The sequence below is a fragment of the Actinoplanes sp. OR16 genome (genome assembly GCF_004001265.1).
Lineage (GTDB): Bacteria > Actinomycetota > Actinomycetes > Mycobacteriales > Micromonosporaceae > Actinoplanes.
In genome coordinates this window covers 6,040,098-6,057,500 of sequence record NZ_AP019371.1, presented here as the reverse complement: position 1 = coordinate 6,057,500, position 17,403 = coordinate 6,040,098, and the positions used below count along the sequence as shown (strand labels likewise).

The following is a 17,403-nucleotide window of genomic DNA, read 5'->3' as shown; positions in this document are numbered from 1 at the left end:
AGATGCACCGTGACGTGCGCGCTCTCGGCAAGGCCATCGACGACCGGGAGATCGAGCTGGAGCCGGAGATCCTCGCGGCGACGCTGCTGGCGCACCGCTGTTTCCTCGCGGGCGCCGTTCGCGTCGGTCTCTGGCCGGTCCGGGTGGCGGCCTGGTGGGAGTACACCTCGGCGCGCTCGGCGGCGGACATCCGGCTCGCCCGGTTCCGCGGGGATCCGCAGTGGGACCAGCTCATGGCCGACGTGACCGAGGCCCGCCGCCGTTCCGCACCCGCCGAGATCTGAATCCTCGGTACGAGGGCCGGCCCCGCTCTCCATGACCCCGCCTGCCCGGAACACGCCCGGCCGAGTTTGGGCGCCACCCATCAGCGACGCCCGGTCATCTGTCGACGGCCGGGCATGCTCGCCTAGGATGCGCCGATGCAGCGGATCGAGATCACTGACGACGGGGTTTCGGTGACATGGGTCGTCGAGCCACTGGTCTCGGTCTGGGGCAAGGAGATGCGGCCCGGAACGACTGATGTCTTCGACCTGCCGTGGCAGGACGTCGTCTCCGTCTCCGTCACGGTGACGGAGACGCCGCCGGATGGCGACCGGTGGGTTGCTCTCGTGGTTGATGTCGTGAATGGCGAGTACCTGGAGGTGCCCGCGGACGCCGAGGGTTTCGAGCGGGCCGTGCGGGACCTGTGTCGGTTGGCCGGGCACGCGGTGCCGGACTACGCGCGCTCGTCGGTGGCGGTGGCACAAATCTGGTCTCGGTGAACCGGTGACGGCTCAGCCCGTACAAATCATGATGTTTGCGGTGTGTAATGGGCTGCTTCGTCACCCTCGATGATGTAGCTCTTACCGCCGTCCGCGCCGACCGGGACGTCGCCGGCGATGGTGACCCGGTGCAGGCGACGCGGGAGATCGCCGTAGTCGTCCACGGCGTAGTGCTGGGTCGACCGGTTGTCCCAGACCACGACGTCGCCGACCTGCCACTGGTGGCGCAGCGTGTTCTCCGGGCGGGTGACGTAGGCCTGCAGCGCGCGCAGGATGTCCCGGCCCTCGGACTTCGAGAGTCCGATGATCCCGGTCGTGAAGCCGCCGATGAAGAGGTTCGGCTGCTCGGAGTCGGGGTTGATGCGGACGACCGGGTGTGCGGTGGAGTACCGGGTCGAGGTGAAGACCTTCTGGTACTCGTCGAGTTCCTCGGAGCGGAACTGCGGGTGCTCGGCGTAGTCGTACTCGTTGCTGTGCACCGCCCAGAGGCCGTCGGCGAGTCTCCGCAGCGACGCGGGGAGGTCACGGTACGCAGCGGCCGTGTTGGAGAAGAGCGTGTCGCCACCGTACGGAGGGATGACCAGACTGCGGAGAGTCGTCGCCTTCGGCGGGCTCAGCACGAACGTGACGTCGGTGTGCCAGGTGTTCGCCCGGGCGCCCTCACCGCCGGCTACCTCGAGGACGTTCTGCTGGCCGTCGACGGAGGGCACTGTCGGATGCGCGGTGGTGAGCGAACCGAAGATCGACGCGAACCGGACGTGGGCCTCGTCGTCGAGATTCTGGCCGCGGAAGACCAGGACCTTGTGCTCGACCAGGGCGCCACCGATCTCGGCGGCGAGGTCCGGGGCGATGGGCTGGCTGAGGTCGACATCGAGGAATTCGGCGCCGATGCGGCCTCCGATGCGGCGGATCGTCATACCTCCCAGCATACATATCCCATGGAAAAAGTGGGAGATGCGCCGAAGAGAAGGGCGGCCGGAGCCGCCCTTCCCGACGTTGTTACTCGTCGCCGCCCTCGAAGGCGTCGCCGATCTCGTCGAAGACCTCACCGGCGACGTAACCGGCGGCGAGACCACCGGCGACGCCCATCGCCATGCCGCCCATGCCACCGCCGTGACCACGACCGTGGCCGCGGTAGTGACCGTGGTGGCCGTAACCCTGCTGCGGGTGACCGTAACCGGGCGGCGGGTAGCCCGGCGCACCATAGGCCGGCTGACCGAAACCGGGCATGGACTTGCGCTTGTCGAGCGCCTGCCGGACCCAGCCGTCGACGACCGCGCGCCAGTCGGTGGTGTCGGCGTCGTGGTGCGAGACCGAGTAGCGCCCGTAGGTGTCGTGGCCCTGCGTGAAGAGGCCGCCGCGCTTGTCGAACTCCAGGACGACCTCGACCGAGTGCGGGCTGGTCACGAACGTCAGCTCGACCTCGTTGATGCCGTGCGCGTACTGCGACGGCGGGTAGAACTCGATCTCCTGGTAGAACGGGAGCGTCTGGTGCACGCCGTAGATCTGGCCGTGCTCCAGGTCGGCGGACTTGAAGCGGAAGCCGAGCTGCGAGAACGCGTCCAGGATCTTCTGCTGGATGGGCAGCGGGTGCACATGGACCGGGTCGAGGTCGCCCTTGTCGATCGCGCGGGCGATCGCCACCTCGGTGCGGACGCCCATGACCATGCCACGCAGGTTCTGACCGTAAACGGTCGTGATCGGCGTTTCCCACGGCATCTCGATGCGGAACGGGATCGACAGCTGCTGCCCGGGCGCGAGCCGGGTCGGGCCGGCGACGGTGAGCCGGAAGAAGTCGGCGACGGTCGAGTAGTCGTTGCCGCCGGACTCCACCTCCATCCGGGTCACCAGGCCGAGCGTGATGTGCTCGATGTCGGCTTCCTGCGTCCCGCCGGTCACGTTGACGTGGCCGGTCAGCGGCGCTCCCGGGTAGGTGCTGGGGTTGGACAGCACGGTGTCCACGCTCGGACCGCCCACGCCGAGGGCGCCCAGCAACTTCTTGAAGACCACTCTTATCTCCCAGTCAGGAAAACCAGCTTGATCAGAAAACTAGCAATGCAGGCTGAAGGAACCCTGAGAAACGGTACGGCTAAGGTGCAACATCATGGAGCCTGTAGCGGTGTTTCCCCTGGCCGAGGTAGTGGTGTCGCACGATCCGGCGGAGGACGGCGGCACGGCGACCACCGGGTCCACGGCCGTGACGAGCCTGGGTGATCTCGAGGTCGGCGTCTGGGAGATGAGCGCCGGATCGGCGAGCGACGTCGAGGCCGACGAGGTCTTCGTCCTGCTGTCCGGGCGTGGCGTGATCGAGCTGGAGGACGGCTCGGAGTTCGCGATCAAGCCGGGTGACCTGGTGCGGCTCGCCGCCGGCACGAAGACCGTGTGGCACGTCAGCGAGCCGCTGCGCAAGGTCTACGTCATCGCGGCTTGAGGCCCACTCCCCCGTACATCGAGACTTCGGCGGCGCTGGGCCGGTCGTCCTGAGAAGGGCGCCACTCGCTGATCGCCACGATGCCGGGGTCGACCAGCTCCAGGCCGGAGAAGAACGACCCGAACACGTCCTTGTCCCGCGGCCACGCGTCGACGTGCCCCGCGGCGAGCATCTGGTCGTAGACGGCGGCCACGTGCGGCGGCACGAAGTCCTTCGTCGAGTTCGTGGCGACCAGGTAGCTACCGGGCGGTGCCGCGTCGAGCAGCTCGGCGACGACGGCGCGGGCCTTCTCGTCGTCCGGGATGAAGTGCAGGACGGCGATGAGCAGGATGCCGATCGGCTGGGTGAGGTCGAGTGTCTCGCGCAGCTCGTCGGCGGCCAGGATCGCGGCCGGATCGTTCAGGTCGCCCTGCACGAAGGTCGTCGTGCCGGCGCTCATCAGGGCGCGGGCGTGCGCCAGGACCATCGCGTCGTTGTCGGCGTAGACGACCTTGCTGTCCGGGGCGATCCGCTGCGCGACCTCGTGGGTGTTGTCCGGTGCGGGCAGGCCGGTCCCGATGTCCAGGAACTGCCGGATGCCGGCCTCGCCCGCGAGGTAGCGGATGGCCCGGTTGTGGAACGCACGCCCCTGCTGGGCTGCGGTGCGGACGGCCGGGTACGCCGCGGCTATCCGGTCGCCGGAGTCCCGATCGACCTGGAAGTGATCCTTGCCGCCGAGCCAGTAGTTCCACCGGCGTGCGGGCGAGACGGTCTGGTCGTCCACAGAGGGGGTCACGCGGGCATTCTATCGATGACCATCGCCGCCGGCAGCCCCTTACCGGTCCACATCGGACATTGAACAGCCCGCGACTTCCGGCATATCCTGCCTCGTGGCCACGCAAGCACCGCCCTACCGACCGGTCCTGCCCGGCTTCCCGCCGGACGATCCGGCGCACGGCGACGGGAGTTCCATCATCGCGGTGACCATGCGGTACGCGCCCCTCGCGTTCCTGCTCGGCATGTTCACCCCGGTGCTGGAGATAGACGGTCAGGACGTGCCGGCGCTCTGGGGCCGCGTGGCGACCTCGGTGGCGCTCGGCCAGCACCACGTGCACGTCCATGTGCCCTATCTGATGCCGTCCCGGATCGGGACGGCCGAGACCACGGTGATCGCGGTGCCGGGGCGCACCGTCGAGCTGGAGTACCGCGCTCCTCTGCTGTCCTTCCTGCGCGGCAACATCGGGGTGCCGCCGCAGACCTATCCGGGGCTCGTCGCGGCGGTGGCGCTGCTCGTGCTCGCGGTGACGCTGCTGGCCTGCGGATGTGTCGGCATCGTGGTCAACGCGACGTCATAACGGTCCTTGACCACCCCGGGCTGCTCCAGGATCCGACCGGCCGCCAGGTTCGCCGCCAGCCGCAGATATTGAGCATGGGTCCAGGTCAACGGCGTGGCCGACGTGGTCGGGGTGCCGGCCGGGCGGTACGGCGGCTCGAAGTCCCAGACCTGTTCCGGCAGCACCAACGACGGTCCGGCCGCGCGCTCCATCAACCAGAGCTGGCGCCGGGCCTCGCGCTTCTCGCCGGCGGCGAGCTCGTACTCACCCCGTTCGCCGTTGAGCAGCGGCCACAAGCGGCCTCGGGTGATCCGGGAGTCGGCCGGGAGCGGATAGTCCCACTGGCTGCCGTCGGCCTTCTCGCCGTAGCCGTCGAACGAGGCGCGGTACCAGTAGAGGCCGCCGCGTACCGGCACGCCCAGCTGCTCGTCGATCACGTCGAGGCTGTCCGCGAAGACCGGGTCGCGGGCGGGCAGGACGCCGAGCCGCACGAGTTCGAGGAAGCCGGGGTCGACGACGCGGCGCTGGTCGACGCCGGACGGGCCGCTGTCGCCGATGTCGTAGGTGGTGCCGCTGTCCGGTTGCCCGTCCTTCGTCAGCCGCAGGAAGTAGGGCTTCCCGGAATAGGGTCCGGTGCTGGTGACCGTCCATTTCTTCACGTTCGCCCGCCATCGGTCGGCGGTCTTCTCGTACAGCGAGGCGGATTCCTCGTCGCCGTTCGCGCGGGCGATCGCGGCCGCGCAGACCAATCCCGCTATCGAGGCCGCGATGGTGGCCGGCGAATACCCGGACTGGTTCTCCCACCGATCCTGCGGCGACGACGGCGCGTCCGGATACCCGACCAGGAAATCGGCCGCCTTCTTCACACCGTTCCAGATCGGCCCGTCGGTGCGGCCGAGCTGATGGGCCAGCACGATCGGCAGCGCCACCTCGTCGAGCTGCAGCCCCTCCCAGACCGGAGTGCCGTCGAGACGCGAGTTCTGCGGGAACGATCCGTCGTCCTTCTGCTGCGTCAGGAACAGGTATTCGAGAGCGCGGGACGCTCCGGCCCGGTCTCCGGCGGCGATCAGCCCGGTCGCGATCTGATAGAGGTCCCGCGACCAGACCAGGTGATAGGGACCGGACGGATCGTCGCGGCCGAATGCCCACGGCGCGGCCGGCGCGGCGATGTAGGCGCCCCGATGTGTCTTGTCCTCACTCGCCGCGAGGATCATCGCCGAGGCTTTCCACAGGCGTTCATCGGCGACTTCCGGCGGGCGGTTCAAGGAGCGGAGATATTTCGACCACCCCGTTTCGTACGCCCGGAGCGCCGTGTCGAAACCGCGGGCCAGAACGGACCGGGTCCCGGCGCGAGCGGCGGACGGTGACCCGCCGAAGCCGAGCGCGAGGGTCGCCGTGGACGGGGTCTCGGCGGTCTGCACCAGACTGCCGGCCGCCGCCTGCGGGTAACGCCAGTCCATCCGGCCGTCGGCGAGCAGGTCGGTCAGGCCGTCGCTGACCCCGGCGTACCCGCTGGACGTGGCGGTGAACGCGGGCGACGCGGCGAGCGCGCTGCTGACCGGCCCGTCCGTGGCGATCAGGGCGTCCCGGTCGGTGCGCCCGGAGTCGCCGCCCCGGCTGTTGCCCAGCGCCGGGTCGAAGATCGTGTAGAGCCGGTGGCCCTCGCCGGTGAGCCGCACCTTGACCAGCACCACCGCCTGCTTCGTGTCCACCGTGTAGTCGGTGGTCAGCTGCCAGCCTTGGCCGGCGTACGTCTGCCGGTAGCCGAGGCTGCCGGCGGACGTCATCTCGGTGCGCGGGTCGGTGGCGCGGACGGCCGGACCGGACGGGGGCGCCACGACGAACTGCAGGGCACGGGCGCTGGGCGTACCGAGATCGGGGTAGAAGATCTCGGCGCTGCCGCCGCCTCGCGCGAGGGTGACCCAGACCTTGCTGCGTGGGTCCGCCGAGGTGAGCAGGCCGGCCTTGTCGGCCGGAAGATACTGCTGGTCGCGGCCGGGTCCGCCGGGTGCCGCCGGAGCAGGGTGGGCGGCCGGCACGGTCAGCGCGGTCGCGAGCAGAGTCACCACCATCGGATACGCCATGACGTCCGGAGTACCCTCAGGGCCGCGCTTGAAGCTGCTCGTGCAGTGCCCGCATCAATTCGGCACTCGTGAATGGCTTCTCGAGCAGATGGACGTCCGCCGAGAGCGTGCCGTGCGTGGTCAGCACCGGCTGGGCGTAACCGGACATGAACAGGACCCTGGTGCTCGGCAAGGTGCGGTGGATCGCGGCCGCCAGGTCACGGCCCAGCATCCCCGGCATGATCACGTCGGTGAGCAGGACGTCCACCTCGTTCTCCGCGGCCAGCCGCAACGCCTCGTCGCCGCTGCTCGCGACCAGGACCGTGTAACCGCCACGGCGCAGGATCCGGCTCGTCACCTCCCGCAGCGCGGCCTCGTCCTCGACGACGAGAACGGTCACGCCGTGCCCACTCAGCTCGGCCACCGACTCCTCCGGCGCGGCCGTCTGCGCTTCCGCCTCGGTCGCCGGCAGCAGGATGGTGAACGTCGTGCCGATGCCGGATTCGGAGTAGATCTGCACGGTGCCGCCCGCCTGAGTGACGATGCCGTAGACGGTGGCCAGGCCGAGACCGGTCCCCTGGCCGCTGGGCTTGGTCGTGAAGAACGGCTCGAACGCCTTGTCGATCACCTCCTGCGGCATGCCGGTGCCGGTGTCGGAGACGCGCAGCCGCACGTAGCTGCCGGGGGTGAGGGTGATGCGGCTGGCGTACTCGCTGTCGACCTGCACCGGCGCGGTGTCGATGGTGAGCCGGCCGCCGGTGGGCATCGCGTCCCGGGCGTTCACCGCCAGGTTGACCAGGACCTGTTCGAGCTGACCGGGATCGGCCATCACCGACGGCAGCCCGGCCGTGGTCCGCACGGTCAGCGCGATGTGCTCGCCGAGCGACCTCGTCAGCATCTGGTGAACCTCGGTGACGACCACGTTCAGGTTCAGCGGCCGGGGGCGGATCACCTCGCGCCGGGCGAACGCGAGCAGCTGGTGGGTGAGGTCGCTGCCACGGCGGGCGGCCCGGGCGATCTGCTCGGCATCGGAGGCGGGCGGGGTGCCGGCCGCGTCCTCGATGATGAACGACGCGTAGTTGAGGATCACGGCGAGCAGGTTGTTGAAGTCGTGGGCGATGCCGCCGGCCAGCTGACCGAGGCTCTCCAGCCGCTGGGCCTGCTGCATCCGGGCTTCGAGACGCTGCCGGTCGGCCTCCTCGCGCAGCCGGCGGCGTTCCTTCTCGGCGGCGAGTCGCTCGGTGATGTCCCGGACCACCACGACGATCACCACACCGCTGTCGGTGTGCAGCGAGCTGCAGGCGATGTCGACCGGGATCTCCACGCCGCCGCGGCGCACCGCCCGGCGCTTGGCCCAGCGCTGGTCGGCCGGCTGGTTGGGGTCGGCGGCGGCCCGGACCGTGTCGAGCGGCGTGCTGTCGCCACCGGTGCGCAGCACGGCCGAGATCGGGGGCAGCCCGTCCGGCAGCAGCAGCGGCAGCGACATGTGCAGCAGGTCGTACCGGGGATGGTCGAAAAGCCGCTCGGCCTCGGCATTGACCAGCACCACCTCACCCGACTCGGCCACGCCGAGCATGGCGTCCGGCGCGGCGTCGAGGATGGCCTGCACCCGCGCCTCGGCCCGCTCCCGGTCGCTGACGTCCCGGGTGATCGTGGTCGTCCCGATCATGGTGCCGCGCTCGTCGAGCAGCGGCGAGATCAGTGTGGAGACCGCGATCAGCTCGCTCTTCGCGGTCAGCCGGACGGTGCGGTACCGGTCCACCCGCCCGCCCAGCCGCACCAGCAGCCGGACCTGTTCCTCGTCGGCGCGCCGCTCGACCGGGATGATCGCGTCGATCGAGGCGCCGACCATGTCGGCCGCCGGATGGCCGTAGAGCATCTCGGCGCCCGGGTTCCAGGACAGCACCACGCCGTCCAGGTCGGTCGTGACGATGGCGTCGTGCGAGGACTGCACGACGGAGGCGAGCAGCGCCCGGGTCCGGGCCGCCTCCCGCTGAGCAGTGTCGTCGCGGAGCACCGAGGTCACGTACGTCTCGGATTCGGCCGTCACCGCCGACAGCGAGACCTCCACCGGGAAGACCGTGCCGTCCCGGCGTCTCCCGCGCAGCGGCAGCCTCCGCAGCGGCTGGTGCTCCCCCGATATGTACGCGGCGCGCTGAGCGGGATGCCCGTCCCGCACATCGTCGGGGACCAGCTCGTCGACGGAGTGCCCGACGAGCGCGCCGGCCGGGTATCCGAACATGTCGTGGGCCCGGCGGTTGGCCAGGGTGATCAGGCCGTCCGAGCGACTCACGACGATGGCGTCCGGGGCGGTGTCGAGCAGGAGCCCCGGGATCCCGGATGACTCCACCGATCCATCCCTCCCATCCCTAAAGTACGTCTTTTTGCTCCCCAATTCGGGCATTATTTCGTGATGAGCACTCCGATTCCGCTGCCGATCGACCCGAACCGGGCCAGCGCCGCGCGGATCTACGACGCGTTGCTCGGCGGCACCCACAACTTCGCCGCGGACCGGGCGGTCGTGGCCCGCACCCTGGAGCTGATCCCGGACATGGCGGAGATCACGAAGGCGAACCGGCTGTTCCTGCGCCGGGCCGTCCGGTGGGCGGTGTCGCAGGGCATCCGGCAGTTCCTCGACCTCGGCTCCGGCATCCCGACCGAGCAGAACGTGCACGAGCTCGCCCCGGAGGCCCGCGTGGTCTACGTCGACGTCGACCCGACGGCCGTCCTCTACGCCCGCCACCTGCTCGGGGACGATCCCCGGGTCACCGTCCTCACCGGTGACCTGCGGGAACCCTCTTCGCTGCTGCCGTCGGTCCCCCTCGACTTCAGCGAGCCGGTCGGGATCCTCATGGTGGCGGTGCTGCACTTCATCCCGGACGGCCCGGCCCTGGCCGGCGCCCTGCGGGCCTACCGGGAGATCGCGGCGCCCGGCAGCGTGCTCGTCGTCTCCCACGCCACCAGCGACGACCGGAGCGCCGAACTGGAACGGGTCGCCGACATCTTCAACCGCACCGGCTCGTCGCTGCTCCCCCGCGACGCCCCGCAGGTGACCCGCTTCTTCGACGGCTGGAACCTGGTCCCCCCGGGCGTCGTGCCACAGCCACTGTGGCACCCCGATCCGGACGCCCCACCCGCCGACCCGAGCACCTTCCTGATGCTGGCCGGCGCGGCCGTGCGCTCGTGATCGCGCCTCAGCGGCGGCGGCGCGCTGACACCGGGATGCCCCGGTCGGCGGGACGATCCCAGCCGTCGCATTCGTCCTCGGGCTCGACCTCGATCAGGTCGAACAGGTCCGGCCCGGTGTGCCCGGTGTCCACCGTGCCACCGATCAAGCCCAGCTGGGCGGCACAGTTCCGCCCGTACCCCTGAATCATCCGATCCACCCGCGTCGGGTGACCACATCGGCGGCAGGGACGCATCCGCTCCGAAAGGATCTCGGCCATTGCTCGATTATCCTTCGCCGAGCGCTTCGGCGAGCTCCTCCTTGGACATGTGGGACCGGCCCGGGATGTCCTGCTCGCGCGCGAGGTCGTAGAGCTCGCTCTTCGTGTGGTGATCCGGCAGCTTTCCGCTGGTCGCCTCGACGAAGCGCCGGCCCAGCTCCTCGCGCTCCTCGCCGGGCAGGGTTTCCAGGATCGGGAGCAGTTCCTCCTCTTCCTCCTGGATGTGGTGGTGCAGCTCGCCGATGATCGCGGCGAGGGTGCCGTCCCAGCCGGGCTTGTCCGGATCGCTGCGCAGCAGGTTCTGCATCATCTCCTCGACCTGGTGATGCTCGACGGCGCCGTCGACCACCTCCTCGCCGGCCTCGGCTGCCAGCTGCCGGATCCGCGGGTAGACGAAGTCCTCCTCCGCCTCCGAGTGCGGCAGCAGCATCCGGTGCACCGCGTGCAGGATCTCCGCCTTGTCGACGCCGTCGTGGGTCGCCTCTTCCAGCAGCTCATCGACCTGACGATGCTGCTCTTTGATCACTTCGACGATGTCCGGCACTGAGCTCTCCTACACTCGGGGCACCCCTTTGTCCCTAAATATCATCCTAAAGTGTTGCACTCCTCCTGTCAGCAAACACTCATCTTTGATCGCGTACGGTCGGCATCGCCGCATTGCAGCCGCCGCAGGGAGAAGTGACGTGCAACCGTTCCGCATCTTCAGGATCACCGCGATAGCCGAGGCGTTCTCGTGGACCGGCCTGCTGATCGGCATGTACTTGAAGCACGTCACCGAGACCACCGAAGCCGGCGTCTGGCTCTTCGGCCGGCTGCACGGCGCCCTCTTCGTGGCATATCTGGCGGCGACCCTCTGGGTGGCCCGCGCCGAACGCTGGTCCCTCTGGCGGACCTTCTTCGGTCTGGCCGCCTCGATCCCGCCGCTCACTACTCTGATCTTCGAACGCTGGGTGGCCAAGCGCCGCCCGGCAGCGGAGCCGGCGGCCGCCACCGCCTGAGTTCCGCCTACGGTGAGGGGCGCGCTTCGTGAAGCGCGCCCCTCACTCCTACTTCACGGCTATCGGGTTGACCGGGGACCCCACCGCTCCCGTGATCGGCAGCGGCGCCGCCGTCAGCCAGAACTCGTAGACGCCGTCCTCCGCGCAGTCCGCCCCGAGCGCGTCCAGATCCCACATCTCGCCGAGGAACAGCCCGATGTGAGGGATCGCCACCTGGTGCAACGGCTGGAAGGCGTTCTCGAACTCGTTCGGCCGCACCTCGAAACCCCACGTGTCGGTGGCGATCGCGGCGATCTCGGTCCGGTGCAGCCAGTCCGCCGTGGTGAACGACAGCCCCGGCGCCGGCCCACCGGCGTAGTCACCCCAGCCGTTGCGCCGCACCCGAGCGAGCTGCCCGGTCCGGACGAGGACGATGTCGCCCCGCCCGACCTCGGCACCCTGCGCCGCGATCGTCGCCGCCAGGTGTTCCTCGGTGATCGCGAACCCGTCCGGCAGCTCACCGTCGGTCCCGATCGCCCGCCCGACGTCGAGCAGCACACCGCGCCCGGCGATCACGTCGGCCACCGTCTCGATGCCGGTCTTCAGGTCGCCGAGGCTGGTCACCACCTGTTCGGCGCGCCGGCCGTTCCACGTCATCCCGTGGTCGAAGATGTGCCCGAGCCCGTCCCACTGCGTCGAGCACTGCAGCGGCATCGCGATCACGTCGTCCGCGCCGCCCAGCCCGTGCGGGAACCCCTGCACGCCGGTGACCGCGTCGGTGCCGGTGTCGAGCATCGTGTGCACCGGGTTGGTGCGCCGGCGCCAGCCCTTCTGCGGCCCGTCGGCGTCGAAGCTCTGCGACAGCGAGAACGAAACCCCGCGTCGCACCAGCTTCGCGCCCTGCGTGCGCTTGTCGGGGGTCAGGAAGTTCATGGTGCCCTGTACGTCGTCAGCACCCCACCGACCCCAGTTGGAGCATCGTTTCGCGGCCGCCGCGATGGCCCCTTCCGGATCCTTCGGGTCGATCATTTCGCACCCTGGAACACGTCGTCGACCCAGTCCGCGATGAACGTCTGCACATGAGCGAAGTGGTCGAGCCCGATGTGCTCGGCGCCGCCCTCCTCCTTCGTGAAGACCCGCAGCTCACGACGCGGCGAACCGGTCGCCTGCTCGTAGGAACGATGGGCGTACGGCAGCGGGATCTGCCGGTCGTTCTCGCCGTGCGCGATCAGGAACGGCACGGTGATCTGCTCGACCACGCCGTCCAGGTTCACCGCCTCCGCCTTTTTGATGAAGGTGTCCAGGTCGGTCTCGCCCCACACCCAGAGCACGTGGTCCCAGTAGTGCGGGACCGGGTTCTCGCCCTCGCGCTCGAGCCGGCGCTTCTGCACCGCGCCCCAGTCGTGGTTGGCGCCCCAGGCCACGCAGAGCGCCAGCCGCTTCTCGAAGGCGGCGGCCCGCGGAGCGTAGTAGCCGCCCAGCGACCAGCCGATCAGGCCGATCTTGGTGCTTTCGACGTCGTCCCTGGTCAGCAGGTAGTCGACGCAGGCCTTCGCCCAGTCCTCGGTCTCGACCCGGGAGGTCAGGCCGAGGAACCGCAGCGCCTCACCGCTACCCGGGCAGTCGACCATGAGCGTGTTGATCCCCCGCGCCGCCATCTCGTGGGCGAAGCCGGAGGCGTACATGTGCTCCTTGGTCGAGTCGAGCCCGTTCCACAGGATGATCGTCGGCGCCTTCTCCGGACCGGCCTTCTTGAAGTACGCCGGCAGCAGCGAGCCCTCGAACGGGATCGCCACGCGGGTGGTGTCCGGGTCGATCAGGTCGAACGCCTTCTGCTGCAGGTCGAGCAGGCGCTGGTAGAACGCCTTGCGGTCGGGCGACTTGGCGCTCTGCATCCGCTCGGCCTGGGCCAGGTAGTTGGTGGCCCGCTGGTACTTCTGCCCGGCCGTCCGCAGGTGACCGGCCTTCTCATCGTCCGCGGCCTGGGTCGCGAGGTCCTCGGCGACCTTCGCCCAGGACGCCATGAACTCCTTGGTGCCGACGTCCGAGCCCTGCGCCGCGAGGTCACGGATCGGCCGGCAGGCGCGGTCCACCTCGTCGATCAGGCCGCCGCTGTTCAGGGTGGCGACCACGCCCAGGTTCCAGACGTAGTTGCCGGGGAAGTACTCGAACATCGAAGTCACTGCCTTTCGTTTCGTGCCTTCGCCGGGTCACGGCGCCTCACGGGCGGGAGAGGTTCGGCGGTCTTTCCGGAAATGACGGTGTTGGTCAGGCTGCCGATCGCCTCGACGGTCAGCGTCACCACGTCGCCGTCCCGCAGCGGCGGCGGTTCCTGCCTCCCGTTGCGTCCCCACAGCTCGGCGAGGCAGCCGCCGTTGCCGACCGTCCCCGATCCGAGCACGTCACCGGGTTTCACCAGGCTGTCCCGGGCGGCGTAGGCGACCATCGTCTCGAACGTCCAGCCCATGTTGCTGAGCAGGTCACGCCCCACTTCGACGCCGTTGACGGTCACGCTGCACCACAGGTCGAGGAAGCCGTCCTTCTTGTACGGCTCCAGCTCGTCGGCGGTGACGATCCATGGACCCAGGCTGCTCGCGAAGTCCTTGCCCTTGGCCGGCCCGAGGTTGACCTGCATCTCACGTTTCTGCAGGTCGCGGGCTGACCAGTCGTTGAGGATCGTGTAGCCGAAGATGGTCTCGCCCGGCCCCGCGATCGCCGCGACCTCCAGCTCGAAGTCACGGTTCACGCTCGCCGCGGGGAACGGGATCGCCTCGCCCGGTCCGAAGATCCGGTGCGGGTTGGTGAAGTAGAAGGTGGGAGCGTCGAACCACACGTCGGGCACTCCCCCGGTGCCGTCGATGCTGCGGCGCACACCCTCGACGTGCTCCTCGAACGCGACGAAATCGCGGAGCGAGGCCGGGTGCAGCGGCGCGAGCAACTGCACTTCTTCCAGCGGTACGGGGTGAGCGAGGTCCCGTGACTTCGCGTCCTCGACACCCGCTTCCACCAGCTGCTGGACGTCGGTCACCTGGGTGAACGCCCGCAGCCGGCCGCCCTCGACCACTCCGACGTGCTCCCGGCCGTCGTGCCGGAACCGCGCGATCTTCATGAGCTCAGCCTTCTCGATCGGGCCCGTCAGACCGGCGGGGCGACGAAGACGCCACGGTCGACGTCGTTGAACGACTGCTTCGCGACGAACTCGTTCATCGGGTTCGCCGTGCCCCACTGGTCGCTGACCGCGGGGTCGGAGAAGTCGTAGAGGTGCGGGTGCCAGGTGTCCTCGTCGAGCTCTTCCAGCTCGGTGGTGTATTCGATGGTGTTGCCGTGCGGGTCGAGGAAGTAGCTGAAGGTGTTGTTGCCGGCCATGTGCCGGCCCGGTCCCCACACCTTCTCCACGCCGCCGCGCAGCAGACGACCGGTGCCGCGCATGTACTCGTCGATGCCGCGCATCTCGAACGACGCGTGGTGCAGGGAGACGTGCGGGCCGCGGGCGATCGCGAGGCTGTGGTGCCAGCGGTTGGTCCGCATGAACCACATCATCTCGCCCATCCGCGGGTGCATCAGGGTGTCCGAGAGCGCGAAGTTGAGGTGCTGGTTGTAGAAGGCGACCGTCGCTTCCGGGTTCGGCGAGTTGATCACCACGTGCGAGAGCTTGACCGGGACGGACTCGCCCTCCTCCAGCTTGCGGTGGCGGCGCACGGCCACGTCGGAGGAGACCTCCACGGTGCGGCCGTCGATGTCGAAGAAGCGGAACCCGTACCCCCCGCCCGGGGTCTGCAGCTTGCGGGGCTCACTGACCAGCTTGACGCCGGCCCGGCCGAGGCGCTCGGCGAGCGCGTCCACGTCGGTCTCGTTCGCGGCCCCGAACGCGATCAGGTCCAGCCGCTTCTCGGCGGCCTTGCGCAGGCGCACCGAGTATTGCTCCGGGGAGCCGGCCGCGGCGAGGAACGCGATGCCCTCGTCGTCGGTCTCCGCGTCGAGGCCCCACATGTCGGTGTAGAACTCGAGCTGCTTGTCGTAGTCCGGCACCGCCAGGTCGACGTGCCGCAGGTGGGTGATGAGTCGCTCGTCGTTCGTCATCGGTTCGTTCCTTTCGAACTCAGGCAGGCCTTATTACTCAGGGCGGCCCCGCGCCGGGGGCGGCCCTCACTCAGGCCGGCTCGGCGACGAGCTGCGAGATGCGGGCCATCAGGCCCGGCACGTCGCCGCGCTCGTGGGCGAGCTGCCAGGAAGCCAGTTGCAGGGAGGCATCGACCACGGCCTTCGCACGCCCGAGGCGGCGGCCGGTGAAGTCGGACCAGAGGGTCTCGGTGACGCTGCCGCTCGTGAGCAGCAGCCGGGAGAGGACCGAAGCGTCCTCGAGAGCCTGCGCGGCGCCCTGGGCCAGGGTGGGCGGGCAGCTGTGCGCGGCGTCGCCGATCACCACGACCCGGCCGCGGTGCCACGGGCCGTCGAGCACGTGGCTCTCGAACGCGGTGTAGTTGACCCGGCTCGGGTCGGTGAGCTGCTCGCGGATCTCGTCCCACGGGCCGTGATAGGCCAGCGACAGCTCCCGCATCGTCGCGAGCGCCGCGTCGGGGGTGAGGCTGAACCGGTCCTGGACACCCTCCACCAGGTACGCGTAGAGCGTGTCCTCGCCGGTAGGGCAGTATCCCGCGATGTAGCACGGCCCGCCGTAGATCAGATCGGTCCGGGTCACGCTCGCCGGCCGCTTCGTGAAGGTGCGCCAGATGCCCATGCCGACCGGCTGCGGCTCCAGCTCGATGCCGATCTGCTTGCGGGTCCACGACCGGATGCCGTCGGCGCCGATCACCAGGTCGTAGCGCCCGTCGGTGCCGTCGGTGAACGTGACCAGGACCGTGTCGCCGTCCTGCTCCAGGCTCTGCGGGCAGGCGCCGAAGCGGACCTTCGCACCGGCCGCGTCCGCCCGGTCGATCAGGATCCGGGCGAGCGCAGGACGGTACATCCCGAGCGTGGCCGGCAGGTCGGGGCCGCCGGTCCGGATGTCGGTGAGCTCGGCGACCAGGGTCCCGGCCGGGTCGGGGGCACGGATGCCGAGCGTGTCGAACGCGTATCCCTCGGCCTGGACCTGCTCCCAGACGCCCAGCTCGCGCAGCACCCGCAGGGCGTTGCCCTGCAGCGTGATCCCGGAGCCCAGGGCGGAGACGTCAGGCTTCACGTCGACCAGGTCGACCGCCACGCCACCCTCGGCGAGCAGGATCGCTGCGGCGGCGCCGGCCGCGCCGCCACCGACGACCAGTACGTTACGAACTGCTGGCACGGCCGTTTCCCCTCTGTTTCGCGTTGTGATGGGGACCACTGTCGCTCGTGCCGGTGGTATCAGGGAAGCTCGACTTGGTGATGGCTTCCATAGCGTCCGCTTATAGTGGCCGCATGGCCGTCGACCGGGTGCTCGCGAACCTCGATCTGAACCTGCTGGTGACCTTGGATGCCCTGCTCAGGGAGCGGAACGTGACCCGCACGGCCGAGGATCTGGGGGTCAGTCAGCCCGCGGTGAGCGGCGCGCTGAGCCGGTTGCGGCGTCACTTCGGCGACCAGTTGCTGATCCGGGTCGGCAACCGGTACGACCTCACCCCGCTGGCCGCCCGCGTCGCCGTGCTGACCGGCCCGGCGCTCGCCGGCGTGCGCCGCGTCTTCGACTCCACCAGCGACTTCGACCCGTCCGATCTGGACCGGGAGTTCACCGTGGTCTCGTCGGACTACGCCGCCACGATCCTCGGCCCGGTCGTCGCCCGGCTCCTCGCCGAGCGCGCGCCGAAGGCCCGGCTGCGGCTGCAGCAGACCACCCCGGACGCGGTCGACCATGCCGCCGACACCCTGCGCAACGCCGACGGCCTCCTCATCCCGCACGGCTTCGTGACGGGACTGCCTTATATGGAGCTGTTCGAGGACCGGTGGGTCTGCATCGTGTCCGCCGACAACCCGGACGTGAACGAGGACCTGTTCATGGGCCATCTGGAGGCGCTGCCGTGGGTGGTCCTCTTCGACCGCCCGACCGCGTACGCCCCGGCCGTCCGCCAGCTCCGCATGATCGGGGTCGAGGCCCGGGTCGAGGTGGTCGTGGACGGCTTCGCCCAGATGCCCTTCCTGGTCGCCGGGACCCGGCGGATCGCCCTCATCCAGGAACGATTGGCCACACTGATGGCGCCGGTCGCCGGCGTACGCATCCTGAACTGCCCGTTCGAGGTGGTGGCGATGCTCGAATGCTTCTGGTGGAACCCGATGCACACGAACGACCCGGTCCACGCCTGGTTCCGCCGGCTGCTCCGGGAGGCGGCCGAGGAGCTCTGGCCATCAGTTTGACTGATGCCCGGCATCAGCGGATCCGCCTTCCGTTCATGGGCCCCCGACGCCCATAGTCACAGCCACCTCCCTGTGACCTGCACCACCA

19 protein-coding genes (1 of these 19 cut by a window edge) are annotated in these 17,403 nt (G+C 69.6%); 7 read left to right on the top strand and 12 right to left on the bottom strand.

Going from position 1 to position 17,403, the window contains the following annotated elements; genetic code table 11:
- Nucleotides 1–284, top strand: partial view of a hypothetical protein gene (locus EP757_RS27705; protein ID WP_127550856.1) — the 3' end only. Its footprint begins 322 nt before the window's first position; 284 of the gene's 606 nt are visible here — the last part of the coding sequence; its start codon lies beyond the left edge, outside the window; the stop codon is at nucleotides 282–284.
- Nucleotides 285–419: 135 nt separating this feature from the next.
- Nucleotides 420–761 (top strand): hypothetical protein, encoded by a 342-nt coding sequence (locus EP757_RS27700; RefSeq protein WP_127550854.1) that lies wholly within the window; start codon nucleotides 420–422, stop codon nucleotides 759–761.
- A 26-nt stretch (nucleotides 762–787) separates the two neighbouring features.
- On the opposite strand, the gene EP757_RS27695 is transcribed toward EP757_RS27700, so the two are convergent.
- Nucleotides 788–1,678, bottom strand: a complete 891-nt coding sequence (locus tag EP757_RS27695) for a TauD/TfdA family dioxygenase (RefSeq protein WP_127550852.1) — start codon at nucleotides 1,676–1,678, stop codon at nucleotides 788–790.
- An 82-nt stretch (nucleotides 1,679–1,760) separates the two neighbouring features.
- Entirely contained in the window at nucleotides 1,761–2,771 is a 1,011-nt protein-coding gene (locus EP757_RS27690; protein ID WP_127550850.1) for a sporulation protein, read from the bottom strand.
- A 94-nt stretch (nucleotides 2,772–2,865) separates the two neighbouring features.
- On the opposite strand from EP757_RS27690, the gene EP757_RS27685 reads away from it, so the two are divergent.
- Nucleotides 2,866–3,192, top strand: a complete 327-nt coding sequence (locus EP757_RS27685) for a cupin domain-containing protein (protein ID WP_127550848.1) — start codon at nucleotides 2,866–2,868, stop codon at nucleotides 3,190–3,192.
- Here EP757_RS27685 and EP757_RS27680 read toward each other — a convergent pair.
- On the bottom strand, nucleotides 3,179–3,967 hold the full coding sequence (locus tag EP757_RS27680; RefSeq protein ID WP_127550846.1) for an SAM-dependent methyltransferase: 789 nt from the start codon (nucleotides 3,965–3,967) through the stop codon (nucleotides 3,179–3,181). The two genes, EP757_RS27685 and EP757_RS27680, sit on opposite strands and share 14 nt — an antisense overlap.
- 94 nt (nucleotides 3,968–4,061) lie before the next feature.
- Between EP757_RS27680 and EP757_RS27675 the strand changes: the two genes are divergently transcribed.
- Nucleotides 4,062–4,526, top strand: coding sequence for a hypothetical protein (locus EP757_RS27675; RefSeq protein ID WP_127550845.1), 465 nt, complete (start codon nucleotides 4,062–4,064; stop codon nucleotides 4,524–4,526).
- On the opposite strand, the gene EP757_RS27670 is transcribed toward EP757_RS27675, so the two are convergent.
- Complete coding sequence (locus EP757_RS27670) at nucleotides 4,430–6,589, bottom strand: glycoside hydrolase family 15 protein (protein WP_127550843.1); 2,160 nt, start codon at nucleotides 6,587–6,589, stop codon at nucleotides 4,430–4,432. The genes EP757_RS27675 and EP757_RS27670 overlap by 97 nt on opposite strands.
- A 16-nt stretch (nucleotides 6,590–6,605) precedes the next feature.
- Nucleotides 6,606–8,918 (bottom strand): PAS domain S-box protein, encoded by a 2,313-nt coding sequence (locus tag EP757_RS27665; protein WP_127550841.1) that lies wholly within the window; start codon nucleotides 8,916–8,918, stop codon nucleotides 6,606–6,608.
- A gap of 63 nt (nucleotides 8,919–8,981) precedes the next feature.
- Here EP757_RS27665 and EP757_RS27660 point away from each other — a divergent pair, with 63 nt between their 5' ends.
- On the top strand, nucleotides 8,982–9,755 hold the full coding sequence (locus EP757_RS27660; RefSeq protein WP_174262450.1) for an SAM-dependent methyltransferase: 774 nt from the start codon (nucleotides 8,982–8,984) through the stop codon (nucleotides 9,753–9,755).
- A 7-nt stretch (nucleotides 9,756–9,762) separates the two neighbouring features.
- Here the strand turns inward: EP757_RS27660 and EP757_RS27655 are convergent, their stop codons facing one another.
- Nucleotides 9,763–9,945: a hypothetical protein gene (locus EP757_RS27655; protein ID WP_232050032.1), complete on the bottom strand. Its 183-nt coding sequence runs from the start codon at nucleotides 9,943–9,945 to the stop codon at nucleotides 9,763–9,765.
- Between the two features lie 76 nt (nucleotides 9,946–10,021).
- A complete protein-coding gene (locus EP757_RS27650; protein ID WP_127550835.1) occupies nucleotides 10,022–10,558 on the bottom strand; it encodes a hemerythrin domain-containing protein in 537 nt (178 codons plus the stop codon).
- 139 nt (nucleotides 10,559–10,697) lie between these two features.
- Here EP757_RS27650 and EP757_RS27645 point away from each other — a divergent pair, with 139 nt between their 5' ends.
- Nucleotides 10,698–11,012: a DUF3817 domain-containing protein gene (locus tag EP757_RS27645; protein WP_127550833.1), complete on the top strand. Its 315-nt coding sequence runs from the start codon at nucleotides 10,698–10,700 to the stop codon at nucleotides 11,010–11,012.
- Nucleotides 11,013–11,060: 48 nt separating this feature from the next.
- Here EP757_RS27645 and EP757_RS27640 read toward each other — a convergent pair whose 3' ends face one another.
- The 5 genes from EP757_RS27640 to EP757_RS27620 all read right to left on the bottom strand — a co-directional run bounded on the left by EP757_RS27640 (nucleotide 11,061) and on the right by EP757_RS27620 (nucleotide 16,272).
- Nucleotides 11,061–12,020, bottom strand: coding sequence for a cyclase family protein (locus EP757_RS27640; RefSeq protein ID WP_127550831.1), 960 nt, complete (start codon nucleotides 12,018–12,020; stop codon nucleotides 11,061–11,063).
- Complete coding sequence (locus tag EP757_RS27635) at nucleotides 12,017–13,165, bottom strand: S9 family peptidase (RefSeq protein WP_127554471.1); 1,149 nt, start codon at nucleotides 13,163–13,165, stop codon at nucleotides 12,017–12,019. The genes EP757_RS27640 and EP757_RS27635 overlap by 4 nt, the downstream gene beginning before the upstream one ends.
- A gap of 5 nt (nucleotides 13,166–13,170) precedes the next feature.
- Entirely contained in the window at nucleotides 13,171–14,100 is a 930-nt protein-coding gene (locus tag EP757_RS27630; RefSeq protein ID WP_127550830.1) for a fumarylacetoacetate hydrolase family protein, read from the bottom strand.
- A 26-nt stretch (nucleotides 14,101–14,126) separates the two neighbouring features.
- Nucleotides 14,127–15,071 (bottom strand): VOC family protein, encoded by a 945-nt coding sequence (locus EP757_RS27625; RefSeq protein ID WP_127550828.1) that lies wholly within the window; start codon nucleotides 15,069–15,071, stop codon nucleotides 14,127–14,129.
- A 70-nt stretch (nucleotides 15,072–15,141) separates the two neighbouring features.
- Nucleotides 15,142–16,272 (bottom strand): FAD-dependent monooxygenase, encoded by a 1,131-nt coding sequence (locus EP757_RS27620; protein ID WP_127550826.1) that lies wholly within the window; start codon nucleotides 16,270–16,272, stop codon nucleotides 15,142–15,144.
- A 113-nt stretch (nucleotides 16,273–16,385) separates the two neighbouring features.
- Here EP757_RS27620 and EP757_RS27615 point away from each other — a divergent pair, with 113 nt between their 5' ends.
- On the top strand, nucleotides 16,386–17,315 hold the full coding sequence (locus EP757_RS27615) for a LysR family transcriptional regulator (RefSeq protein ID WP_127550824.1): 930 nt from the start codon (nucleotides 16,386–16,388) through the stop codon (nucleotides 17,313–17,315).
- Nucleotides 17,316–17,403 lie beyond the last annotated feature (88 nt).